Origin of the sequence: Glaciimonas sp. Gout2, from assembly GCF_035018905.1 — a bacterium.
Classification (GTDB): domain Bacteria; phylum Pseudomonadota; class Gammaproteobacteria; order Burkholderiales; family Burkholderiaceae_D; genus Glaciimonas.
The window spans coordinates 13,224-37,267 of sequence record NZ_JASJXA010000015.1 but is presented as its reverse complement, the minus strand read 5'-3'; the positions used below and the strand labels follow the sequence as shown (position 1 = coordinate 37,267).

Below are 24,044 nucleotides of genomic sequence, written 5' to 3'. Positions count from 1 at the left end.
TTGCAATACAAAAAAATTCCTGCAATCAATCTTCAGTGATGTAAATCTAGTGCTGTAACCCACGCGGAATGGCACTCAGTAAAGAGCGCGTATAAGCATTGGTCGGATTGCGATATAGCTCATCCGAGTTTGCCAGTTCGACTACCACGCCCTGATGCATCACCATGACCTGATCGGCGATGTATTTCACGACTGCCAGATCATGAGAAATAAAGATGTAACTCATGCCGAACTCTTCTTGTAGATCCTGTAATAAGTTCAAAACCTGCGCTTGGACCGAGACATCCAGCGCCGACACCGACTCATCACACACTAACACTTCGGGTTTGAGTGTGAGACAACGGGCGATGGCAATACGTTGTCGCTGACCACCAGAGAATTCATGCGGATAGCGGTGGAATGCAGCGGCTGGCATGCCAACTTTTTTCAGTAGTTGCAGCGCCATGTCGACGCGCTCTTTATCGTCGCGACCAATCTGATGAATCCGCATCGGTTCCAGCAAAATTTGTCCGACGGTAAAGCGCGGATTGAGTGACGCGTACGGGTTTTGAAAAATAATCTGAATCCGTCGTTTATAAGACATGAATTCTTTATTCGACATCGCCAATATATCTTTTCCCTGGAACAAGGCTTGTCCGCTAGTGGCTTGATGCAGGCGTAATAAGGTTAGGCCGACGGTGGTTTTCCCCGAGCCGGATTCGCCCACGACACCGAGGGTTTTTCCGCGTGCCAGTGTGAAAGAAACATCCTGAACAGCTTTAAATTCTTTGCGTCCGAATAGTCCCTGGCGGGAGTAAAAACTTTTGCCAAGATTGCGCACGTCCAGCAGAATTTCTTCTTTGCCGGTCAGGCCACGACTTCGTTGCTTGGCAGTCAGCTCCGGATGATCAATTTCTGGATTGCCATTCATATAGTCGCTGATCACGGGCAAGCGCCACGGGCGGCTATCCAGCGACGGTCGGCATAATAGAAGCGCCTTGGTATAGGCATCTTGCGGTGCTTCAAAAATTTGCCGGGTAGTCCCTTTTTCGCGGACTTCGCCGTTGCGCATGACGATCACTTCATCTGCAATTTCGCCCACCAACGCCAGGTCATGGGTGATGAACAGGACTGACATCTTGTGGCGTTTACGCAGCGCTTCGATCAAATCGATAATCTGCTTTTGGATCGTGACATCGAGCGCAGTGGTCGGCTCGTCGGCGATCAGCAATTTTGGTTCGCACGCAATGGCGATGGCGATCATGACGCGTTGCTGCTGACCGCCGGACAATTGATTGGGAAAAGCATCTATTCGGGTTTCTGGCTCAGGAATCCCGACCTCTTTTAACAACGCGATCGCGCGGATACGTGCCGCTTTGGCGTTCATACCCATATGTTGCTGCAATACCTCGCCAATCTGAAAGCCGACGGTGAACACCGGATTGAGCGAGGTCATTGGCTCTTGAAATATCATCGAGATATCTTTGCCGCATAATTGACGTCGTTCAGTCGGGGACAGCGTTAATAAGTCGCGGCCTTCAAACAAGACGCTGCTGGACGGGCCAATGCTGGCGCTATCCGGTGACAACAATCCCATCACCGCCAGCGAACTGACCGACTTACCACTGCCGGATTCACCGACTAAGGCGACCGTCGTGTTGCGCGCAATATCGAAAGAAATCCCTTTGACTGCTTCGACCGTGTTCTTTTTGTCGGTACGAAAGCTCACGCGCAAATCGCGTATTTGCAGCAATGGCGCTTCCAGCACTGTTGTTGGCAGTTCTGGTGCAACGTTCAAACTATTCGGATGCAGCATATTCATGGCGATTCCTATTTTAATTTCGGATCTAGTGCATCACGCAACGCATCGGTGAACAGCGAAAATGCTGTAACCAGAATTGCCATCGCGATACTTGCGGCGGCGAGTTGCCACCACTTGCCAAGAATTAATTCGTTTTGTGCTTCGTTTAACATGCTGCCCCAAGACACCACGCCGACCGGTACACCAAAACCGAGGAAGCTCAGAATCACCTCCGACTTGATGAAGCCGACTACAAGGATCGACAGTTGCACCAACGCCACGTGACTGATATTGGGGAAAATATGTGAAAACATTTTTCGCCAGTGCGAAGCACCGATGGCATCTGCCGCCATCACGTATTCGCGCGTTTTATGTTTCATGTATTCGGCCCGGATCAGGCGGAACGTGCCGGTCCAGCCGGTCAGGCCCAAAATCAGCACAATCGTCAGCACACCTTTTTGTTGTAGCACCGCCGCCACCGCCAAAATCAGCAGCAAATAAGGTACAGAGGTGAAGATGCTATAGAACCAGTTGAAGACATCATCCACCCAGCCGCCGAAGTAACCCGATATCGCCGCAAAAACGGTCCCAAGCACAGTCGCCAGCAGCGCGGCAACCAACCCGACTACGATAGAAGTTTCAGCGCCCTTAATCGTTTTCTTGATAATGTCGCGGCCCCATTTATCAGCACCAAACAGCAAAGTAGTTCTGCGGGCGACCGTCGCTTTGGTGCCATCCTGTGCCAGTTTGCTGCGAATGGTGGTCAGCTCGGATTGCAGCGGATCGGTGATGCCATAATCATTGGCAACCACCGGGGTAGTAGGCGCGACGGTTTTGCTAGCGCGTAATGTGCGAAGAACGTCGGCCAACGGATCGAGTGGGTTATCGGGTAGCGGCTCTGCGACGATGGCGTTGGGATTGCCGCCATTGTCCGCTATCGCTTGCGCACCCATGAAGGATGGCGGCGCATAATTAACGGCCACCTCATCACTCCAGTCGCTGGCTATCAAACCGGTGCTGGAGAGTATGAGTACCAAAAAATATAATCCGACGACACTCAGCGAGACCATGGCGACCCAGTCGGCACGCAAGCGACGCCACGCCAACGCCCATAAACCCGGCGATGGCTCCGATGTCAGCAGAATCGGTGATGCAGCGGTGGCGTTGGCAGAAGCGTTAGCAGCGGCAATAGTGGTAACAGCGTCAGGCGGAACCGTTGCCGCCGCCTTTGCTGCCTCACTTTTTCTCTTTTTAAAATCCACGATAATAGACATAGCGATAGTGCTTTCTTACTTCAGCTGAACGCGTGGATCAACCGCCTGATACATCAGATCGGTCAACAGATTGAACAGCATGGTGGCAGCGGCTACGTACACTGTGATTGCCTTAATCACAGGGAAATCGCTGCGCTCGACCGCCAAAATCACCTCTCGCCCAATGCCTGGAATCGAAAAGAAGCGTTCGATCAAGAACGCGCCAATCAGCAATGCTGGCAAATTGGACATCACATTGGTAATGATAGGAATCGCCGCATTGCGCAAAACGTGGACCCACATAATGCGTTTTTCGGTCAAGCCTTTGGCCCGCGCTGTACGTACGTAATCCTGATTGATTTCATCCAGTACGAAAGTCCGATATAAACGCAAACTAGGCGCGATACTGACCGCCAGCCCAATGAGAATTGGCAGTGCGGAATAGTGGAACAGATTCTCGGTGAAGCTACTACCCCATCCTTGTACCGGAAACATGCCAAGTTTGTAGGCAAACCAGTACTGGAACAGAATGATGTACACGAGAATACTGATCGACATCCCTATGGTGCAAGCAATCATCACCATCCGATCCGTGATCGAACCGCGTACAAATGCGACCGCCAGCGCTAACGCGACTGCGATAAACGTTTCCAGAATAGTCAGTGGAATCAGGACGGTCAATGATGGACCAAGGCGCGTCAGGATCACGTGAGAGACAGATTCGCCCGTGCTCCAGCTAGCGCCAAAATCAAAGGTGACGATCTGTTTGATGAAAATCCACAACTGGACGATATAAGGCTGATCGATCCCAAGTTGAGCACGGATGTTGGCGATCTGTGCAGGATTTGACATCTTGCCAGCCAAAATATACGCAGGATCTCCTCCAACCCAGTTGAACAAGAAGAATACCAATACGATGACGCCCAGCATCGTCGGTACCATTTGCCATAAGCGGCGCAGAATATAAGCGGTCATGGACGTCCTTATTGCAGGCGCTGGCCGGAAATTTCAGCAAAGAATGCTTTGCTGTTGGGCGCGCGCCCAAGGAAAGTGCGGACCATTTCATTGCCTGATGTTTCGCCGCCGCGTGACAAGATGGTGTGGCGATAAAACTGGCCAACCTCTGGATTCATAAGCTTACCGTTATAGCGCGACAGCATGTCCAGTGCCAATACTTCTGACCACATATAACCGTAGTATCCGGCGGCGTAGCCACCCATCAGATGTCCGAACTGTCCTGGAAACTCAGTTCCCGGAACATAGCCGAGCGGCGTCGAACCTTCCATTTGTTGCCAAATCGCTAAAGGCTTTTCAGTTGCCGCTTGATCGTTGTGAATGCGCATGTCGTAACTGGCGTAAAGAAGTTGGCGGGCATAACGTATGCCGCGCCCATAATTATGGGCCGCAGTCATTCTCTGCACTAGGGCATCGTCGACTGTCGGGCATGGGGTTTTGCAATAACTTGACAATAATACCAAGGACTCCTTACGGCGTGCCCATTCTTCGTACATTTGTGACGGCGCTTCAACAAAATCCAGCTCTACGTTAGTTCCTGCCTGACTAACGTATTTGGCACGCGACAGCACGCCATGCAACACGTGACCGAATTCATGGACCAAGGTTTCCAATTCGTCGCTGTTCAAGCCATGACGATCAAAGTTGGTGACCAACACTGAAATCGGTGTGCGATGAACGAGGGTGCTGACACCGCGCGTGCCCCACGCGGCGGCATGACCGTATTTGCCCGCACGTGGATACAAGTCCAGATAAATGCCGGCAATACGCATTTTTGTTTTGATATCGACAACATCGTAATAGTGTACTTCCGGGTCCCAGACCGGTACTTCGGTCCGTATAAACTCCACCCCGTACAACGTGCTTGATACACCCAGAATCCAGGGCACAGCCGCATCAGTCGGAAAATATTGGCGAAGCGCTTCCTGATCGAGGTTATAGCGCGCCTGTTTGAGTTTTTGTTGCCAGTAGTCGAGGTCCCAACGCGATAACGTCGTCTCTGCGAGCGGGGTTTTTAGGGTCTCCGCTTTGTACGCACGCAGTTCTGCGATTTCCTTGCGTTCCAACTGGGTGACCGCGCCCTTTACTTCATCCAGAAATGCATAGACTGCCTGTGGCGACTTAGCCATACGGCGGCGTAACACCAAATCAGCATAGCTAGGAAGATCGAACAGGCCGGCCATCTCATGGCGCAGATCCATTGCTTGCTTTAGCACGTCGAGATTTGCTGGCGTACCATGATTCTCAAATGCCATTTGATAGCGTCGTCGCGCGTCACTATTATCTGCCGATTCCATGAATGGCTTGTAATCCGGATAGTCGAAGCCTAACTGATAGTTGCCCTGATCATCTGGTTTGACGCGTGCCATATAAGCAACCGGCAGGCCTTGCATCTCGGCTGGCGTGAATGTCACCTTTTGGGTATTATCGCGAATGTTGCGGGCAAATTCCTGACTTAATGTTTCCAGTTTTTCGAGGATAGCCTTTAGCCGCGCACGCTTGACTGAAGGCAATGAGACGCCAGCATCCTCAAAACTATACAGAATATCCTGACGTAATTTTTGCGCGACTGGATCGTCCGGTCGTATGGCTTTGAAGCGGGCGTATTGGTTCTCGTTTTGCAGCAGTTCAGTTGAGAATTTATTCAGTTCGATCAAACAGGCTTCAGTTGCGCTACGCACCTTTGGGTCGGGCGATACATTATTGAGAATATCAACCGGACCTTGCAAATCTTCGATAGTGATTTGCAGGGCGTTCCAGTCGGCCAGGACGCTTTTGGTATCGTTGGCATGGGCTGCGGGTTGCTGCTCGATGGTTGACACGCGCTGCCGCAGTGCAGTTAATGTTCTTGTGCACACCGGTGTGATTTCTTCTGCCTCCAGTAACGGAATCAAAGGTCGCAGGGTTGGCGATTGCATGCTCTTCGGCGCCGCAGTTGGATGTGCGACCGCTGGATTTAGTGCCATTCCAGCCAATGCCAACGTGGATAACGTTTTAGAAGCTGTCCAGAAAAATGATGATGATTTCATGCATTTCTTTCAAAAAATTTGAGAGAACTTCAGCAAAACTAAAGCACACTATTTGCGCTTTTCAATATCAAAATACATCCACTCGATCGGCAATATCGGATGCTTTTTAAAGCCGATAACGCGTGGTTGCGCCAGCATGTTGCGATAGCGGGCATAGCCAGGACGAATCGGTGCATAGACCTCTAAAATGCGCGCCATTTTGTGATACAGCACGTCACGCTCAGGACTGGCTGGCATTTTTTGCGATTCGGCATATAACGTGTCGTACTCAGGAATCTTCGAGCAGCCGTTATTGTTCTGATAGATATTCGGGCCATAGAACAATTGCATGAAGTTGTCGCCATCCGGATAGTCAGCTATCCATGGTGCGGTACGAGTTTGCAACTGACATTGTTTTTCCGCCTTCAAAATATCCGGAAACGGCTTCAAATCGCCAAGCATATGAATATGAATCAGATCGTAGGTCTTCTTCCACATCTCGGACTGTTGTTGTCCCAGCGAGTCGGCGCGGGCGGTGTAGCGTATCTGTAAGGGCTTGCCATCTGGCAGAGTGCGCCAGCCATCTTTACCAACTTTGTAGCCGAACTTATCGAGTAGGGCGTTAGCCGCATCGGGTTCGAATTGGATGCTGCTTTTGTAGTTCGGGTCGTAGCCAATGACACCGGGCGGGATCGGGTATTCGAGTGGAATTGCTTCGTCATTCCAGACGATCTTGATTTCTTCACGGACATTGTGGGCCATCGCAATCGCACGGCGCAGAGCGATTTTCTCTTTGCTCATTCCACCCAAAATAGGATCACGCATATTCCAATAGGTATAGCTGATCTCTGGATCGACGATGCGCGATAGCTGGATACCTTTTTTGATCAACTCCGGTTTCAGCTTGCCATCCAATAGCGCTTGTGGGGCGAGCGGTCCCTCTAGCTGAAAGAGGTCAATTTCATCTTTCTGAAAAGCCAGCCAACGCGATTGGTCTTCTACCATCACGCTGATTTCGATCCGACCGATTTGCGGCATGTGCTTGCCTTGCATTTGCGCGACGATACGTTGATCGTCGGGATCACTACCTGCCTTGAAATCCCAGATATAACCGCGATAGTCAGGATTGGCCGACAGCACGATACGTGATCCACGCACCCATTGCGTCAACAAATAAGCCCCGGTTCCTACCGGATTTGCCATCACCTGACCTTGCGCGTCACGATATTTCTCCACCACTTCGCGTGCCATAGCACCGGTCGGTTGGTGAGCTAGTATCATGCCGAGGTTAAAATCAGGCTGTTTCAGATTGATGCGCAGGGTGTAACGATCAAGCAATTCAAGACCGTGAATGTTGGAGTCATAATTGAAGCGATTGGTTTTTCTGGCATCGGTCGCCAGTTCATCCAGTCCGATGACTTTTCCTTCAAGCAGCCAGGCTTGCGGAGAGCTGAGTATGGGATCAAGCAGACGCTTGTAGGAATACACATAGTCAGCCATCGTCAGCTCGCGCCTCTTGCCGTTGAAGGCGGGATCGGCAGAAAAATAGATTCCCTTTTTTAAGCGAATGGTATAAGTCTTACCATCCGCGGATACCTCGGGCAGCGCCTCCGCTGTGAGTGGCACCAGCTTGGCAGGCCTTGCCAGATAATCGTAAGTAAAGAGCGGTTCGAATACCGATTGATTCACCACCTGCGAATACAGATCACGCGTCATCGCCGGATCAAAACCGGTTTCCGCCGCTGGAATGACATAGCGCAACACCTTGCCCGGATCGGCTGGTGACGTAGGTGCCGCACTAGCCGTGTGCAGCGGTAAGGCGAAGCTCACCGCGATACACAAGCTGACGACGCTCAAGCCACCGCCCAGATTGGCGCACAGGCGACCAAAGCGACCACCTGATTCGGCAGATCGGTGAAGTGAAAGCGGTCTACGGTACGATGATGAATGCATTATTTTTAAAATCTCCATATTGCAACGATGTTGTCTTTTGCTAATAAAACTGTATCGGCCATTTAAGTACGCGACTTTTTCGGGCAACCTACCTTTGGGACTTACGGAAAACCGTCCCAGCAAGGCATGCCGACGAAGACAGCACGCGAGTGCGGCAAGGAAAGCACAACGCCGCTGGGGCGATTTTCCGTAAGTCCCAATAGTGCGGCGAGGAAAGCACAACGCCGCTGGGGCGATTTGGGGTAAGCCCTCAAAGTTAGTGTTTTTGGATGTCTAGATATTCCCAGTCCGCATGCAAAATAGGATGCTTTTTAAAGCCCTTCACCCATGGACGGATTACCCAGTTGCGAAAGCGTGAGAGATGCAATACTTGTGCGGTATCCGCTTCGATTTGGCGCTCCATCAAATTGTAAAATACTTGCCGCTCGGGGCCATCGGGTAATACCCTCGCTTTACGATAAGCATCGTCAAATGCGGGGGACGCATAGCAGCCGAGATTGCCTTGCCCAGCATTCGGCCCATAAAAACTTTCTAGAAAATCGGAGCCATCCGGGATGCTGGCGGTTCCACCGAGACCCCACATCATCAACTTGCATTCAGATGCGGCTTTGAGATTGTCGGCGAAATTACTGACTGGAAAATCAGTACGTAGGCCGATTTCATCCAGAGAGCGTTTCCAAATTTCCATCCGAGCTTGATCTGCGGATGAGGCGGTCGAAAAAATTTTGATTGTGAAGGGTTTGCCATCCGGCATATTGCGATAGCCATCCGAACCTTTGCCGTACTTGAAATAGTCCAGCAGCTTATTTGCCAGATTAGGATCGTAAGCAATACTGCTACGATATTTCGGATCATAGCCAGCGACACCGGGCGGCACTTCCGATTGCGCTTTGGTGGCCTGACCAAATCGCACCAGTCTAATTTCATCATCAAGGTTATAGGCCATGGCAATGGCGCGACGCAGTGCGATTTTCTCTTTTGTATAACCGCCAACGATAGGGTCTTTAAAGTTGAAGATAGTATGCGTAATTTCTGCCCCGACAAAGCGATATAGAGAGACGCCTTGGGATGTGTACTGCGGTTTAAGCACGTCTTTATTTAATGCTTTTTCAACTGAGCTACCGGCTAGTTCACCGATATCCAGTTGCCCGCTATCAAAGGCCAGCCAGCGTGGCTGTTCTTCTTCAATGATGCTGATTTCAACTCTGCCGACTTGTGGCATATGTTTGCCCTGCATATCCTTGATGACTTGTTTATCCCACGCATCCCCGGAAGATTTGAAATTCCAGATATAACCCCGATAGTCAGGGTTTGCTTCCAGCACAATCTTGCTACGCGGGACGTATTCTTTTAGAAAATAGGCTCCGGTCCCGACCGGATGCCGGCCCGAGTCCGCACCATATTTTTCAATCACTTCACGTGCTACCGCACCAGTTGTCGAGTGTGCCAACAGATAGAGGAATGTCTGATCGAGCGCATTGAGCTGGATCCGCAACGTATAACGATCCAGTGTTTCAAGCCCCGCAACCGGCGCATCGTAATTGAACTGTCCTAATTTTTTTGCTTCCTCGACGATTGCATCGAGGCCGACAATTTTTCCTTCAAATGAACTAGCCTGCGGCGAGCGATTTTTTGGATCAAGGACGCGCTTGATGGAGTACGCATAATCTTGTGCCGTCAATTCTCGTCGTGCCCCGTTAAAAGCTGGGTCCGGGGTGAAAAATATGCCCTTCTTTATATGGAAGACATAAGTTCGCCCATCCTTGCTGATTTCCGGCATGGCCTCAACCGTCTTTGGAACCAATTTAGCCGGTCTCGCCAAATAGTCGTAGGTCAGCAAACTCTCATAGATCGCTTCACCAACCCATGTTGAATAAAGACTGTTGTTTGTGCGGACCATATCGAATCCATCGTCGGCTGCTTCAAACGCAACATGTACGACTTTAGACAGGTCTGCTGGATTTGATGCAGTACCTGCTGCATTTGCAACTATCAATATGCAAAGAGGTGCGAGCAGTAAATGGCCTAGTCGTTTAGAAATCCGCATCTTTATTTCCCTTTTTTGGCCTTTTATAAAGCTTGTTTTATGGTGCCGTGGCGTTAAAAAACGCTATGTAAACAATATCTTAAAGAGCGTTTGTAAGGTGCTTAAAAGCGCACTCAAAAGTACATTTGTATTGTTGCCATTGTGAAAGCATACACCAGATTTGTGGGGTAATTTTGCATGGCACAAAATTTGCTTAATGTTGCATTGTGGAATGTTATTGATCGTTTAAATTAATGCCATTTTCCAATAAATCGTCGTGTATTTTGTTTTTTGTCGTGTTTTGTTATTTTTTGTTAATTCTGAATATTGCGGAAATTATTTTTATTTATTCTATAAAAGAGAATAATTTTTCTTCAAATCGCTCACAAGGCGATTAATAAATATATCGAAATTTACAAAGATTTAATTTCAACTCTAACTATTATCCCCAGGGGAGTTTGTTTATGATGACGGAAAAGGGTTTGTCGAGATCACTACGTAGGGTCTTTTCGGGGGGCATGGCTGTCGGCTTCGGCCTGATAGCACATTCTGCGTTTGCGCAGGAGGATCCTTCTAGTGAACCGCAATTGCAACGGGTCGAAATTACAGGTTCATCCATTAAGCGCGTGGCGGCGCAAGGTGCATCGCCGATCACAATTATCAAGGCGGATGATTTTACCAAAGTGGGTGCAACCACCGCTGCCGAAGTATTGGCAACCGTCTCCGGCAATCAAACACAATTTAATTCATCGTCGAATGTCGGCACTAGCAAAACAGTTGGCGCAGCCGCAGATTTACGCGGTCTTGGCTCAAACAAAACGCTGGTATTGCTCAATGGTCGTCGTTTGGCCAACAGCGCATTTGACGGCGCGGCAGTCGATTTGAATGTGATTCCACTTGCAGCACTTGATCGCGTAGAAATTCTGCGGGATGGCGCTTCAGCCATTTATGGTACAGACGCCATTGGCGGTGTGATTAACTTCATTACCAAGCGCTCTTACACCGGCGTTAATCTGAGTGTCGAAGGCATCGTGCCCGAGCAGGCTGGCGGCGCCGAAAAACGTTTCAATTTGTCCGGTGGTATGGGCGATCTGGATAAGGATGGCTTCAATTTCTTTGGCGTCATTGACTATCACTCGCAGAACGGCGTCAAAGCAAGCGACCGCAGTTTTTCACAATTGGGTGGTCGCAATCCTGGTATTGGATTGAATGCCAGCAGTGGTAATTCCAGTCCAGCCAACTTTTACGACCCCGGTGCCGGTCCGATTGATCCAACCTCGGGCAAACCTTCTGGTTTGAGTGGCAATCCGTATTACGGTTCTGGTTGCCGTCCACCTTTCGCCAATCCTTCCGCCGCCGGTACTTGTCGCTATAACAGTCAAGCCAATATCGGTATTATTCCGCAAACAGAAGAGGTCTCTTTCCTTGGTAAAGGCACCTTCAAGCTCGATGCAGATAATACCGCTTCGATTGAATACCTGCATGCCGAAAGCAAGGTAAGAACACGCGTCGCAGGTGATGTTTTTGCCGGTGACGGTAGCGGTACCAGCAGCGACTATCTGATTCCAAGCTCCAGCCCGTATTACCCTGGGAACGGCGTAACTCCCGGAGTCGCAGGCTTAAGCGGCGGTCCGCTCTCGCTCAATTGGCGTTCTGCAGATGCTGGACAGCGTATCAATGATTCCATTAACAGCACTGACCGTTTGTTGTTGAGTATGGAAGGCACAAAATTTGGATGGGATTACAAGACCGGTTTGTCTTATTCGATGAGTAAAGCACGCGACGAGCTGAACGGCGGTTATTTAAACAATGATTTGGTGAAGTCCGGACTGTTAAGCGGAATTATCAATCCGTTTGGCGCGCAAAGTGCAGCGGGAACCGCTTATCTGAACAGCGCGCAAGTGCTCGGCGCTTATGAAAGTGCGAAAACGCAAACTGCGTCGATCGACTTTACGGCCAGCCGTGAACTGTTCCAGTTGCCTGCAGGACCGTTAGGTTTTGCGATTGGTGGTGAGTTCCGCCATGAAAGCGCACAGTTCAACGTAAATCATGCGCTAGCAGATTTATCCGAAAGCACTGGTTCGCAAGATGCCCAGTCTTCTTCAGGTAGTCGTAATGTCAGCGCGGTGTTTACCGAATTCAATGTCCCTATCGTAAAGTCGCTGGAAGCACAGCTGGCCTTGCGTTACGACAAATACAGCGACGTCGGCAATACGTTGAATCCTAAGGTAGCGCTACGCTGGCAACCGGCTAAGCGCTTGATGTTCCGTACTTCGTATAGCACAGGTTTTCGTGCGCCTAGTCTGTATGAACTGAATGATCCAAACTCCAAAACTTATACCAGCAGCGTCTATGATGATCCGTCGTTATGCCCTAACGGAACAGCAGTGTCGGGCGGTATCAGCGCGCGTGATTGCGGTCAGCAGTTCTTCAGACAAGGTGGCGGTAACAAACAATTGCAACCAGAAAAATCCAACTCATTCACGTTGGGTACTGTGATGGAACCGTTGAAAGATGTGACGCTCTCGATTGATTATTGGAATATCAAAATCAAGAACCAGATATCGGTAGTGCCAGAGGGTGATATTTTTGGCGATCCAGTCAAATATGCCGCAGATTATGTGCGTAATCCTGATGGTTCACTCAATTACATCATCGATACCAACGTCAATCTTGGCAACGTCAAAACGCAAGGTATTGATCTGGGTCTTTCATGGCGTCTGCCGAAATCTGATTGGGGCAATTTTGGAATGGCGCTGGACGGTACTTACGTCAACCAATACGACTATCAGTCCGAAAAAGGTGGCGCGTATAAAAGCAATCTGGGCGTCTATGGCGGCGGTGTTGGTACGGCCGGTGGCGTGATATTCCGCTGGCGCCATACTGCGACACTCACCTGGAGCAAAGGTCCTTGGGGCGCAGTGGTGCAGCAATCTTTTGCGACCGGCTATCGGGATCAAAACGGCAGCTCCGTCGCGGAAGGTTTCAATCATCACGTTGGTTCGTACACCCGCTACAACCTGTCTGGAACCTACGCCGGGTTTAAAAACCTGACATTGACTGCCGGTATCAAAAATCTGTTCAATACCGATCCACCCGCCTCCAACGTGACCGATAACTTCCAGTACGGTTACGACGCACGTTATGGCGACGCAATCGGTCGGGCTTTCTTTGTGCGCGCGAACTATGCATTTAAGTAGCCGATTGTTTGGAATCCTCAATCGTTTTTTCGAGGATTTCTTAATGAGTCATTAGTGATTGGCTTGCGCCCGTTCCATAACGAGATGACCCCATTTGGTCTTGTCGTTGTGGAGCGGGCAATTGATCACTTGCTGGCGTACTAATGTGCAGAATTGGTTGCAGAATTTTTCAGCAATTGAACAACGATGTAACGGAGGAAAGAGGTATGGATTTCACGCAGGATGGAAAAAAACCTTCCAGGAATGTAGTCGGCATCAGTGTGGTGGTTATTTTGCATGTGGCCCTTGTGTATGCACTTCTTACGGGCCTTGCACGTAAGGTTGTTGAAGTGATTCAACAACCGGTCGAAACCAAGATCGTGGAAGAGATCAAGCCACCAGCACCGCCACCACCAGCTAAACCAGTACCGCCACCACCAAAAACAGTCGCGCCACCACCACCGTTTGTACCGCCGCCTGAGGTGAAAGTGCAGCCCCAACCACAGGTGAACGTGATTGCAGCGGTCACCAATGTCAAACCATCCACGCCGGACTTGCCGACGTCAACCGCGCAACCATCTGCCGCAGCGACAGGTCCTGCAACGCCATCCCATACCAGCGCAAAAGTAGCGGGAAATTGCGAAAAACCAGCTTACCCAAGAGCGTCATTGCAAAATGAAGAAGAGGGCGTGGTTAACGTCAAACTGTCTATCGGTGCTGATGGCAATGTTCTTGATGCTGTAGTAGAAAAAAGCAGCGGCTTCAGAGATCTGGACCGGGCGACCATGAAAGCGTGGAGCCTTTGTCACTTTGTCCCCGCGATGGCCGATGGACAGGCAATCGCGTCTACGACAAGAATGCAGTATGTCTGGAAGCTGGAATAAGCAGTCTGAAGTAGTACACCTTTGTTCGTCTTTTCAGCAATCTCATTTATACAATTTGGAGTACTCGTATGTCTACACCTCGTAATCGCCTATCCGCATTTGTTGTCGTTGTCATGATCACTGCTGCGACACTCTCCGCTCCGCTGGCTGTGGCGCAGACATCGGCATCGGCTGGAACTTCAGCCATTACATCGGCAGCAGATTCCACTTCCACAGTAACTACTAATACCGCGGAGGTAGCGGCATCGGGCATCAGCGCCAACCCAATGCCACCGCCGCTTCCGGCCACGACGGAAACGGTCAGTAATCCATACGGACTTGATGCCTTATGGAAGGGCGGCGATTTTGTGGCACGCGGTACGCTGATTATTCTGGTCCTGATGTCGATGGGCAGTTGGTATATCATCATCACCAAGTTGATCGAGCAAGTGAAATTGATGGGTCAGGCTAAAGATGCGAAGAACAATTTCTGGAAAGCACCTAGCGTCGAAGTGGCGATTGCAGGTCTCAAGCCAGCCAGCGCCTATCATTTTATTGCCCAGACCGGCAGTACCTCGACCGAACACCACGATGGTGCATTGCTAGAGCAAATTGATCTCAATACCTGGATCACAATGTCGATCCAGCGTTCAGTCGAAAAGGTGCAAAGCCGTTTGCAAGATGGTCTGGCTTTTCTGGCGACAGTTGGTTCAACAGCACCGTTCGTTGGTCTGTTTGGTACGGTATGGGGGATTTACCATGCGTTGACCGCCATCGGTATCGCTGGTCAGGCATCGATTGATAAAGTTGCTGGACCGGTCGGTGAAGCGCTGATCATGACCGCCATCGGTTTGGCAGTCGCCGTTCCTGCTGTGCTGGGTTACAACTGGTTGGTACGTCGTAACAAAAGCGCGATGGAAGAGATTCGTTCGTTTAGCGCCGATCTGCACTCGGTCTTGTTGAGCGGTGTGATGTCGACGAGTTCTGCGGGTCAAATTGCTAGCATCAAGAAAAAGGTTGGCTAATCATGGGTATGTCACTCGGCTCTTCCGATGGGGACGAAGACGAAGTGATCGGCACGATTAACACGACGCCGCTGGTAGACGTTATGTTGGTGTTGCTGATCATTTTTCTGATAACGATTCCGGTCGTCACGCACACGATTCCGGTCAAGCTTCCGAGCGAAACTGATCAACCTTATGTCACCAAACCGGAGAATATCAATCTGGCGGTGAACAAGCATGGCGACATGTTCTGGAACGAGCAACTAGTGCCGAACACCGCGCAACTGTTGGCGAAGCTGAAGCTGGTGGCGGTCATCGTGCCACAGCCAGAGTTGCACATTCGCGGCGATCAGCAAACCAAATATGAATATATCGGCAAAGTGATCTTGACCGCGCAGCGGGCCGGGATCGCCAAGATTGGTTTCATCACCGAACCGCCACCGCGCCAATAACAGGGAGCAAAGTATGGGTATGAATATTGGTTCATCTGGTGGAAACGGTAACGATCCGGAACCGATGATGGAAATGAATATGACGCCATTGATTGACGTCATGCTGGTCCTCATCATCATGTTGATTATCACGATTCCAATCCAGAATCATGCAATAAAGTTGAACATGCCGACTGGTAATCCACCAGTACAATCAGCACCGCCGATTGTTGATACCGTGGATATTGATTCAACGGGAAATGTGCTGTGGAACGGAGCCCTAATGGCAAGCAAGGCCGAGCTGGAAAGTAAATTGCAGGCGGTAGCAGCGATGGGAAATGTGGATGAAGTGCATTTGCGGCCGAACAAACTGGTGGAGTACAAATCGGTTGCCGCCGTGATGGCATCGGCGCAACGGCTTGGTGTCACCAAAATTGGCATTGTCGGTAATGAGCAGTTTATAGATAAGTAATGCGGGACAAGTAAAGCGGGATAAATAATCAGCGGAGTTGAAGGTGTTTCTTTAAGCGCATTAAGCAGGTTAGTTCTTGCTTGATGCGTTTTTTTTGGAAGTTATATTGCAGTGCTTGCACCCACTCCGGATATAAAGAAGAGCACGCCATTCATCGATCGCACGCCAGAAGTGAGCAAGTAATCGTGGACGCTCAGCTATTGCCTATGTATTCTCACTGATGCAACCCACTCTTGATCATTGTGTCGCAGAGGCGTTTAAAAATAACTGAATTGAAGATGACTTGCTCCACATGATCGTGTTGCTATTTGATGATGTGGAGCAGGACATCGATTACTTTTTTTGATTAACTTTGCGGTCTCTTATCGGACTAGCGCTCTTCCGCGTAGATATCGTTATTCACAGTTTCTTTTACGAACAGCATGCCGATCAGGAAAGTACCGATAGCGATCACAATTGGATACCACAGTCCATAATAAATATCGCCTTTGAAAGCAACCAGAGCAAACGCCGTAGTTGGCAACAGACCGCCGAACCAGCCGTTACCGATGTGATATGGCAATGACATTGATGTGTAGCGGATGCGAGTAGGGAACATCTCGACCAGCATCGCCGCAATTGGACCATACACCATCGTGCAGTAGACCACCAGGATGAACAGTAGTAACAAGACCATCGGTTTGTTGATTTCTGCTGGATCTGCTTTGATCGGATAACCTGCCTCTTTGACGTTGCTGGACAACGCAGCGGAGAACGTTTTGTCCTGAGCCGTAGCATCTGCTTTCGATAAACCATTTGCGTCGTACGAAGTGAGCGTTTTATCGCCGATCTTGACGGTTGCTACTGAACCCGGCGCGCCTGCGACGTTTTCATAATTAACCGACATGGCAGACAGCTTGGCTTTGGCGATGTCGCAGGAAGAAGTGAACTTCTTGGTACCAGTTGGATTGAACTGGAACTGACAAGTCGCCGGATCTGCTGTGACGGTGACCGGTGCGCTTTTCAGAGCTGCTTCGAGTGCTGGATTGGCATAGTGCGTCAAGCCCGAAAAGATTGGGAAGTACGTCAGTGCCGCTATCAGGCAACCCGCCATAATAATTGGCTTGCGACCAATCTTGTCCGACAACGAGCCAAAAATCAAGAAAAAGGGCGTGCCAAGTAATAAAGACATTGCAATCAGAATGTTGGCAGTTGGACCGTCAACTTTAAGCGTTTGCGTCAGGAAGAATAGCGAGTAAAACTGACCTGTGTACCAGACCACGGCTTGACCTGCGGTCAAACCAAACAAAGCTAAAATGACCAGCTTCATATTTTTCCATTGGCCGAATGCTTCGGTCAACGGTGCTTTGGAGACTTTACCTTCCGCTTTCATTTTCACAAAAGCAGGGGACTCGCTCATGGATAAGCGAATCCAGACCGAAACGCCGAGTAAAACGATCGACAAAAGGAACGGAATGCGCCAGCCCCAGTCAGCGAATGCTTCTTCACCCATCGCCGTACGTGTACCAAGGATGACTAATAGAGACAAAAATAATCCCAGTGTCGCTGTTGTTTGGATCCATGCAGTAAACGAACCACGCTTGTCATCGGGCGCATGCTCGGCGACATACGTGGCGGCTCCGCCATATTCTCCACCGACCGCAAGACCTTGCAAGATACGCAAAGCGACCAAAATGATTGGTGCGGCAATGCCAATAGAGTTGTAGTTAGGCAAAATGCCGACCACAAAGGTCGACAGTCCCATGATCAGGATCGTTACCAGAAATGTATATTTCCGACCGATCATGTCGCCCAGACGGCCGAATACCAAAGCGCCAAATGGGCGCACGATAAATCCCGCAGCAAATGCCAGCAACGCAAAAATAAATGCTGTGTTGGAGTCCGTGCCAGCAAAAAACTGTTTAGCGATAATCGCCGCCAGCGCGCCGTATAAATAAAAATCATACCATTCGAATACTGTGCCAAGTGATGACGCAAAAATGACTTTTCTCTCGTCCGCAGTGATGCTGCGTGAGGCCACTTTTCCTGCTGCAATGCTGATCGCCATGCCTGTCTCCTTCATTATTAAAATTGTTAAATCTAACTCTGCAATCTGCTGTGCTGTTATTTAGCGACCTTGATGCCAGTCGGGTTTTTCCCAGATTGCAATTTTTAGACGGGCTAAATACCAAATAGTCTTCATGCGTGCTTGTTATGCGTGCTTGTAATGCGCGCTTGTTGTGCGAGCCTGCGCGTGTGGAGTGTGGGGCCGTAACCTTACACAAATCTTGTTATAAACTTACGTAAACTTACAAGCATCGAAAATGTTGATGCCGCAACGATGGAGAGTGGTCAGAGGTATTTCTATACATTGCTTAGTAGCAATCCGTAACGTTGCTGTATGGAAATGTAGAAGGGGAGTGTTGGATAGAGTTGCTATTTCGACGCGACCCGTCAGGTCGTCGATGTCAATCTCAAATGCTGAATGATTAAATATCCGGCTTGACTTGCCCACATCCACAGAGTCGACGCGCCCTTTGTACAACCAACGCGGGTCCTTACAAATGTCGTGATCTTATCCATCGGTGTGGATCGTGGCGCTGTTGCAGAGGTGGTTATCCCAAACATCCATTCAAGAACGTTTTTTGTAGGCAGTGATCGTGGCCACATTTGTGTTGAGATATTTTAAATATCGTTGTGCTTAAATAGGGCCAGTTATCGCGGAAGGAGGCTATAGGAAATTACTTAAATTTGTTAAACGCGTGTGATGCACGTTTCAAAGCACTCATACAATGGCTTCATTAAAAACGTGTCAGCGATCTTTGCCCACGTGTTGAATGTACTACCAGAACATAAATAAGCATGCCACTGAAAGACCTGGCCGCATAACGCACTATCTAGAACTTGTGCCGCTTATTATTGATACTAAAAGCACGTCAAATCGATACTAGGTATTACGCAGCTGTTACCGACAAACTTCTTCATCGCTAATCATTTTATTTAAATGCGTCACAGTTTTTAAGACTCTTTAAAAAGTGGCCCTAGTGTGTTGCGATTGACAAAAAATGGCATCCGCGGGTACGTGATGAACGTTTTTTTTTGGAGCTACGAAATGAAAATTAATAGTACTTTTTTACCTCCTGCAGATGGGGAGGAATTAGGAGGGTTAGCATCGTTGACCGCATTTGAAGCACGCATAGACAATAAAAGTTTGGTAGTTGGCATTGCCATTGGCACACTGACGGGACCGTCCAAGGACGAGGCGCAAGTTAATTCACTTGCCATGGAAGTTGTTAATCGCGTTATTGACTATCATCAACGCAATCATGCACAGGATGCGCCGTTCGTCGTTGTAGAGCTAACCGGCACTCTTGTAGCGGTAAAGCGTGTGCGGGAAGTATTCCGCCATGCGCCTCATCGCTCTTCATTGATGTTGATGTGTGCGAACGAAAGAGTATACGAGGCAGCCATTTCTGTATTGGGCGTAGATTCTGTCTTCGGTTACAAAAATACCTAGCAGCAAATCATTAACTTAAATGTATTCAAAAAAGCTCAAGCCGTACTGTCGTTACTTTTCGTTTCGTTTCACATCTCCAGTATCAAATTACTATTCGTCATATCGCTGCGATCCCCTGATTAAGGCAACAAAGTATTGAGTGTGGTGGATAAAGTTTCATCAAACTGTTGATTGCCTCAAAATCTGCTAAGCTTTATATTACACCTAATGTGGATTAAGTAAATAGAAATATCCACACCTACTATATTTTTGTTAAAAAAAACCCACCTTGTCGGTGGGTTCGTCTCGTTAATTTTTATGCTGGTTTATCAACTGTCAGGATTTTGAGGTTGTTCTGGAGGTTTGTTCTCGTCTGCAGGTGGGGGCAGTTGAAGGATCACCGTATATTTCGATTCCATTTCAGCAACGCGCAAAATTGCTTCTTGCCCGCGAATATCAGTTGCCCTGTATAGCGTGATCAATAAGGTTGATCTTGGATCTGGTGGCTCATCCTCCAGAGTCATCAGGTAACTAGCGCCGGTCAGATATATTTTTGCTAGTTTTTTGACAATTTGGAGGTCAGCTGTTCGCGTCCCATTTTCCCAGTTTGACAGTCTCGTAGGTGAAAGTCCCGGGACTTCTGCGCAGGTTTCGACCAGCGTTTTTCCGGTAGCTTCTCTTGCTTGCTTTAGTCGTCGACCAACTTCTATTTTGAGTGAGTACATATAGACGAGGGTAATTTCCATGGCGTGGATAAACAATCAACGATTTGTGGTATTTACTTAGCATTAGGTTCCACTTTACGTGTAATTTATGATTTGCGAAACTGCGCGTTTCTGAATATTTGCGGATGCGCAGTTTCTGCCACATTCTGTGGGGTAAAAAGGCATATTGTGACGCCATTGCAATGGCGTGAGTGGTCGCCGGAAGTCGAACAGTTGTTCATGAAAATTTCAAAATTCACATTGCGAGACTTCTTCGGATGAAAGGATGGTGTTTCAGGCGTTTTGTCGCCACCATCACGGTTGGCGTTTTATTTGCCCAATAGCACGAGAGCCTGGTTCCATTCGTTAGACCATTCGGCTAAAAAATCATGTGTATTAAATGCACGTTTTAGATGTGGCATTGGCACTCGATACACGTCGTTCAATCCCAGCGCCAACGTAATCGGATTCCACACAGCTTTGTTTTTTGCTTTTTTAGTACTCGCTTTAACTCTTGCTCCATCATCGCCAAATATGCCACCGCCAGCGTCAAGCGCCTTCTGTAGATCAATTTTTACCAGGCTGGCAAATGCGATCAATGCTTGATCTTTGTTGATGCCACTTTGTGATTCCTTTGCGCCGTCGGCGCTGATTGGTTCGGACTTGGCTTTTGCGTCGGCCTTGGTCTTGGCGTCTTCCTCACGTTTGAGTTTGCTTGTCAGGCGCTCCAGATCTTTTTTTAGAAAACGTAACTCGTGCAAAGCCCTCCTAAAACCTGGAGGTTTGAGTTGCGCCACTATCCGATAGACATCTTTAGTAATCGTGATGAGTACATCTTCGCTACCGGCGGCAAGTCGCTGCGTATCACCTTCGAAAAAAATCGGTGCCGGATAACCGCCGTTGGCATCACCAAACAGCGCTGGATACTCGGTGTCATATTCCAGCCAGACGTAAGGCGTCAAGCCGCTCTCTATCATGCGTGCCAATGTCCACGGTGATCCGGTTTGCTGCGCAAGCCAGTGGCATGCCTGCGCTGTTGTCGCTCGAAAAGGTAGTTCAATCGTTGTCATTGCTCTTTCTTCTTTCTTCATTTTTATGCCAACTTATGCCAATCAGTATTGTTGATGTTACCTTGGCGTAATAAATAATGTCCGGTAAGGCGGTTGATCCAGCTCAGTGATGTTCAATGGCAATCATCGGCAGTCATTGCTATTGATAACGCTGAATGGCGCTGAGTGGCGCTGAGCGGCACGAATGTTGTTCAATGGCATTTTCATGTGTGAGTGCGATGTTCCATTTTGTTTCAAATAATGTTTCATCATTTTAATGAAACATTATTTGAAACAAAAATTGAAACATTTATTGTTAAATAAATCATTAAATTACAACGAATCGCCCTTGGTACTTCATTCCAAGATGTTGATTTTAATGACTTATTCAACATTCATCCGGGTTTTCTAAAACGAGCTATTTAGTTGGCATGGTTGTTGCAGAGTTTAGCGGTATTAGAATTGCAGATCTCTGCATGAAACAAGTTTGCGATCCATAAGGAGAAAACATGAGTTATTCCGCAGGTGCAGCCTTCCGCAAGGCGATGCAAGAAGAGTCCCCGTTACAAGTTGTGGGCGCGATCAACGCTAATCACGCATTGCTGGCCAAGCGCGCCGGTTTCAAGGCGATTTATCTTTCCGGTGGCGGTGTCGCAGCCGGTTCGCTCGGCTTGCCAGACCTCGGTATCTCCAATTTGGATGATGTACTGACCGACGTGCGCCGTATCACTGACGTGTGCGATCTCCCATTGTTGGTGGATGTCGATACTGGTTTTGGTTCAAGTGCTTTCAACGTCGCACGTACCGTCAAATCGATGATCAAATTTGGAGCAGCAGCGATCCATATTGAAGACCAGGTCGGTGCCAAGCGCTGCGGTCACCGTCCGAATAAAGAAATCGTCAGCAAGCAGGAAATGGTTGACCGTATCAAAGCTGCAGTTGATGCACGTACCGACGACAATTTCGTCATCATGGCGCGTACCGATGCGCTCGCGGTTGAGGGACTGGAATCCGCGCTGGATCGGGCGATGGCCTGTGTCGAAGCGGGTGCCGACATGATCTTTCCTGAAGCGATCACTGAGCTGGCAATGTATAAGCAATTTGCCGCCGCTGTCAAAGTGCCGGTGTTGGCAAACATTACTGAATTCGGTTCCACGCCTTTGTTCACGGTCGATGAGCTGAAATCAGCTGATGTTGGTTTGGTGCTGTATCCGCTGTCTGCCTTCCGTGCCATGAACAAGGCCGCCGAAAACGTCTACACCGCCATCCGCCGCGATGGCACGCAAAAGAACGTAGTCGATACCATGCAAACGCGCATGGAATTGTATGACCGGATCAACTATCACGATTTCGAGCAGCATCTGGATGCCTTATTTGCCGCCCAGAAAAAATAAAAGGATAGGCGCAAAGCCGACCCGGCAGCGTTATCTCTCATTCCCATCCAGGTGACCCGAACCTTCGTGATGTTTGCGGCGGACGGTTGAGAAATTTGTTGCTGGGAAATAAAGCGTAGCACTGACTACAATTTACCGATTACACCAATTCTTTTCTATCAGGAATCAAAAAATGAGTGAAGCTCAAGTAACCCCTTTCAAGCCAAAAAAATCTGTCGCGCTGTCCGGCGTCACTGCAGGTAACACTGCGCTGTGTTCCGTCGGCAAAACCGGCAACGATCTGCACTATCGTGGTTATGACATTCTGGATATCGCCAATACCTGCGAATTCGAGGAAATCGCGTATCTGTTAGTGCACGGCAAGTTGCCGACTGCCGCAGAACTGAAAGGCTACAAGGCGAAACTGAAATCTCTACGCGGCTTGCCAGCTAGCGTCAAGGCCGCGCTGGAAGCGCTGCCCGCCGCCTCGCACCCGATGGACGTGATGCGCACCGGTGTCTCGGTGCTTGGCTGCACATTGCCAGAAAAAGATGACCACAATGCGCCGGGCGCACGCGACATCGCGGACCGCTTGATGGCATCATTCGGCTCGATGCTGCTGTATTGGTATCACTTCAGCACCAACGGCAAGCGCATCGAAGTTGAAACCGATGATGAGTCTATCGGCGGCCATTTCCTGCATCTGTTGCATGGTGTAAAGCCATCCGCCGAATGGGAAAAAGCGATGCACGTTTCGCTGATCCTATACGCAGAGCATGAATTCAATGCCTCCACCTTCACTAGCCGTGTTATCGCCGGTACAGGCTCAGATTTTTACTCCGCGATCGCTGGTGGAATCGGCGCTTTGCGCGGTCCAAAGCACGGTGGTGCGAATGAAGCAGCTTTTGAAATTCAGAAACGTTACGATAATCCGGACGAAGCAGAAACGGATATCAGAAGCCGGGTAGAGAACAAGGAAGTCGTGATTGGGTTTGGTCATCCGGTCTATACCGTATCCGATCCACGCAACAAAGTAATTAAAGAAGTTGCACGCAATTTATCAGCGGAAGCTGGTTCGACAGCTATGTTTGACATTGCTGAACGTCTGGAAACCGTGATGTGGGAAGTCAAGAAAATGTTCCCGAATCTGGACTGGTTTTCAGCCGTTTCTTACCATATGATGGGTGTACCGACAGCGATGTTCACGCCGCTGTTTGTGATTTCCCGTACCTCCGGTTGGGCCGCACACGTGATCGAGCAGCGTATCGATAACAAGATTATTCGTCCATCTGCCAATTATGTCGGACCAGACGATTTGGCATTCGTACCGATCGACAAACGCTAATCGTTTTTTTAGCAATTTTTCAGCAATACGCGTACTAATAAAAAGCAGGAACATCGACCCGGACGCTTTGCCGCTCGGGTCGACCAAGGACAGTAAGTAACGCCTAAAACCTGA

The 24,044-nt window shown here is 49.2% G+C and carries 17 protein-coding genes; 8 read left to right on the top strand and 9 right to left on the bottom strand.

Translation table 11 applies throughout. The features are described 5' to 3' along the window. Positions 1 to 46: 46 nt before the first annotated feature. The 6 genes from QN379_RS12290 to QN379_RS12265 form a co-directional block, all read right to left on the bottom strand. Complete coding sequence (locus QN379_RS12290; protein WP_322240132.1) at positions 47 to 1,795, bottom strand: ABC transporter ATP-binding protein; 1,749 nt, start codon at positions 1,793 to 1,795, stop codon at positions 47 to 49. A 14-nt stretch (positions 1,796 to 1,809) separates the two neighbouring features. After that, the gene (locus tag QN379_RS12285; protein ID WP_323506751.1) at positions 1,810 to 3,054 is read right to left on the bottom strand and encodes an ABC transporter permease; all 1,245 of its coding nucleotides are present in this window, start codon (positions 3,052 to 3,054) and stop codon (positions 1,810 to 1,812) included. 15 nt (positions 3,055 to 3,069) lie between these two features. After that, complete coding sequence (locus tag QN379_RS12280) at positions 3,070 to 4,008, bottom strand: ABC transporter permease (protein WP_322232331.1); 939 nt, start codon at positions 4,006 to 4,008, stop codon at positions 3,070 to 3,072. 8 nt (positions 4,009 to 4,016) lie between these two features. Further along, positions 4,017 to 6,077, bottom strand: coding sequence for a M3 family metallopeptidase (locus QN379_RS12275; RefSeq protein ID WP_322232330.1), 2,061 nt, complete (start codon positions 6,075 to 6,077; stop codon positions 4,017 to 4,019). A gap of 48 nt (positions 6,078 to 6,125) precedes the next feature. Then, a complete protein-coding gene (locus QN379_RS12270) occupies positions 6,126 to 8,009 on the bottom strand; it encodes an ABC transporter substrate-binding protein (RefSeq protein ID WP_323506750.1) in 1,884 nt (627 codons plus the stop codon). A 256-nt stretch (positions 8,010 to 8,265) separates the two neighbouring features. Further along, on the bottom strand, positions 8,266 to 10,056 hold the full coding sequence (locus tag QN379_RS12265; RefSeq protein WP_323506749.1) for an ABC transporter substrate-binding protein: 1,791 nt from the start codon (positions 10,054 to 10,056) through the stop codon (positions 8,266 to 8,268). Between the two features lie 443 nt (positions 10,057 to 10,499). Here QN379_RS12265 and QN379_RS12260 point away from each other — a divergent pair, with 443 nt between their 5' ends. The 5 genes from QN379_RS12260 to QN379_RS12240 all read left to right on the top strand — a co-directional run bounded on the left by QN379_RS12260 (position 10,500) and on the right by QN379_RS12240 (position 15,984). Then, entirely contained in the window at positions 10,500 to 13,235 is a 2,736-nt protein-coding gene (locus QN379_RS12260) for a TonB-dependent receptor (protein WP_322232327.1), read from the top strand. A gap of 206 nt (positions 13,236 to 13,441) precedes the next feature. Further along, the gene (locus QN379_RS12255; protein ID WP_323506748.1) at positions 13,442 to 14,098 is read left to right on the top strand and encodes a TonB family protein; all 657 of its coding nucleotides are present in this window, start codon (positions 13,442 to 13,444) and stop codon (positions 14,096 to 14,098) included. Between the two features lie 68 nt (positions 14,099 to 14,166). Then, positions 14,167 to 15,102 (top strand): MotA/TolQ/ExbB proton channel family protein, encoded by a 936-nt coding sequence (locus QN379_RS12250; RefSeq protein WP_323506747.1) that lies wholly within the window; start codon positions 14,167 to 14,169, stop codon positions 15,100 to 15,102. Between the two features lie 2 nt (positions 15,103 to 15,104). Continuing rightward, positions 15,105 to 15,533, top strand: a complete 429-nt coding sequence (locus QN379_RS12245) for a biopolymer transporter ExbD (RefSeq protein ID WP_322232324.1) — start codon at positions 15,105 to 15,107, stop codon at positions 15,531 to 15,533. A 13-nt stretch (positions 15,534 to 15,546) separates the two neighbouring features. Beyond that, a complete protein-coding gene (locus tag QN379_RS12240; RefSeq protein ID WP_323506746.1) occupies positions 15,547 to 15,984 on the top strand; it encodes an ExbD/TolR family protein in 438 nt (145 codons plus the stop codon). 370 nt (positions 15,985 to 16,354) lie between these two features. Here QN379_RS12240 and QN379_RS12235 read toward each other — a convergent pair whose 3' ends face one another. Further along, complete coding sequence (locus tag QN379_RS12235; protein ID WP_322232322.1) at positions 16,355 to 18,031, bottom strand: MFS transporter; 1,677 nt, start codon at positions 18,029 to 18,031, stop codon at positions 16,355 to 16,357. 1,044 nt (positions 18,032 to 19,075) lie between these two features. Here QN379_RS12235 and QN379_RS12230 point away from each other — a divergent pair. After that, the gene (locus tag QN379_RS12230) at positions 19,076 to 19,480 is read left to right on the top strand and encodes a hypothetical protein (RefSeq protein WP_322232321.1); all 405 of its coding nucleotides are present in this window, start codon (positions 19,076 to 19,078) and stop codon (positions 19,478 to 19,480) included. Positions 19,481 to 19,788: 308 nt separating this feature from the next. On the opposite strand, the gene QN379_RS12225 is transcribed toward QN379_RS12230, so the two are convergent. Then, positions 19,789 to 20,205, bottom strand: coding sequence for a helix-turn-helix transcriptional regulator (locus QN379_RS12225; protein WP_322232320.1), 417 nt, complete (start codon positions 20,203 to 20,205; stop codon positions 19,789 to 19,791). A 287-nt stretch (positions 20,206 to 20,492) separates the two neighbouring features. Further along, positions 20,493 to 21,233, bottom strand: coding sequence for a hypothetical protein (locus QN379_RS12220; RefSeq protein ID WP_323506745.1), 741 nt, complete (start codon positions 21,231 to 21,233; stop codon positions 20,493 to 20,495). A gap of 488 nt (positions 21,234 to 21,721) precedes the next feature. Here QN379_RS12220 and prpB point away from each other — a divergent pair, with 488 nt between their 5' ends. Continuing rightward, entirely contained in the window at positions 21,722 to 22,606 is an 885-nt protein-coding gene (prpB, locus tag QN379_RS12215) for a methylisocitrate lyase (protein ID WP_323506744.1), read from the top strand. A 172-nt stretch (positions 22,607 to 22,778) separates the two neighbouring features. Then, positions 22,779 to 23,930 (top strand): 2-methylcitrate synthase, encoded by a 1,152-nt coding sequence (gene prpC / locus QN379_RS12210; RefSeq protein ID WP_322232317.1) that lies wholly within the window; start codon positions 22,779 to 22,781, stop codon positions 23,928 to 23,930. Positions 23,931 to 24,044: the final 114 nt, after the last annotated feature.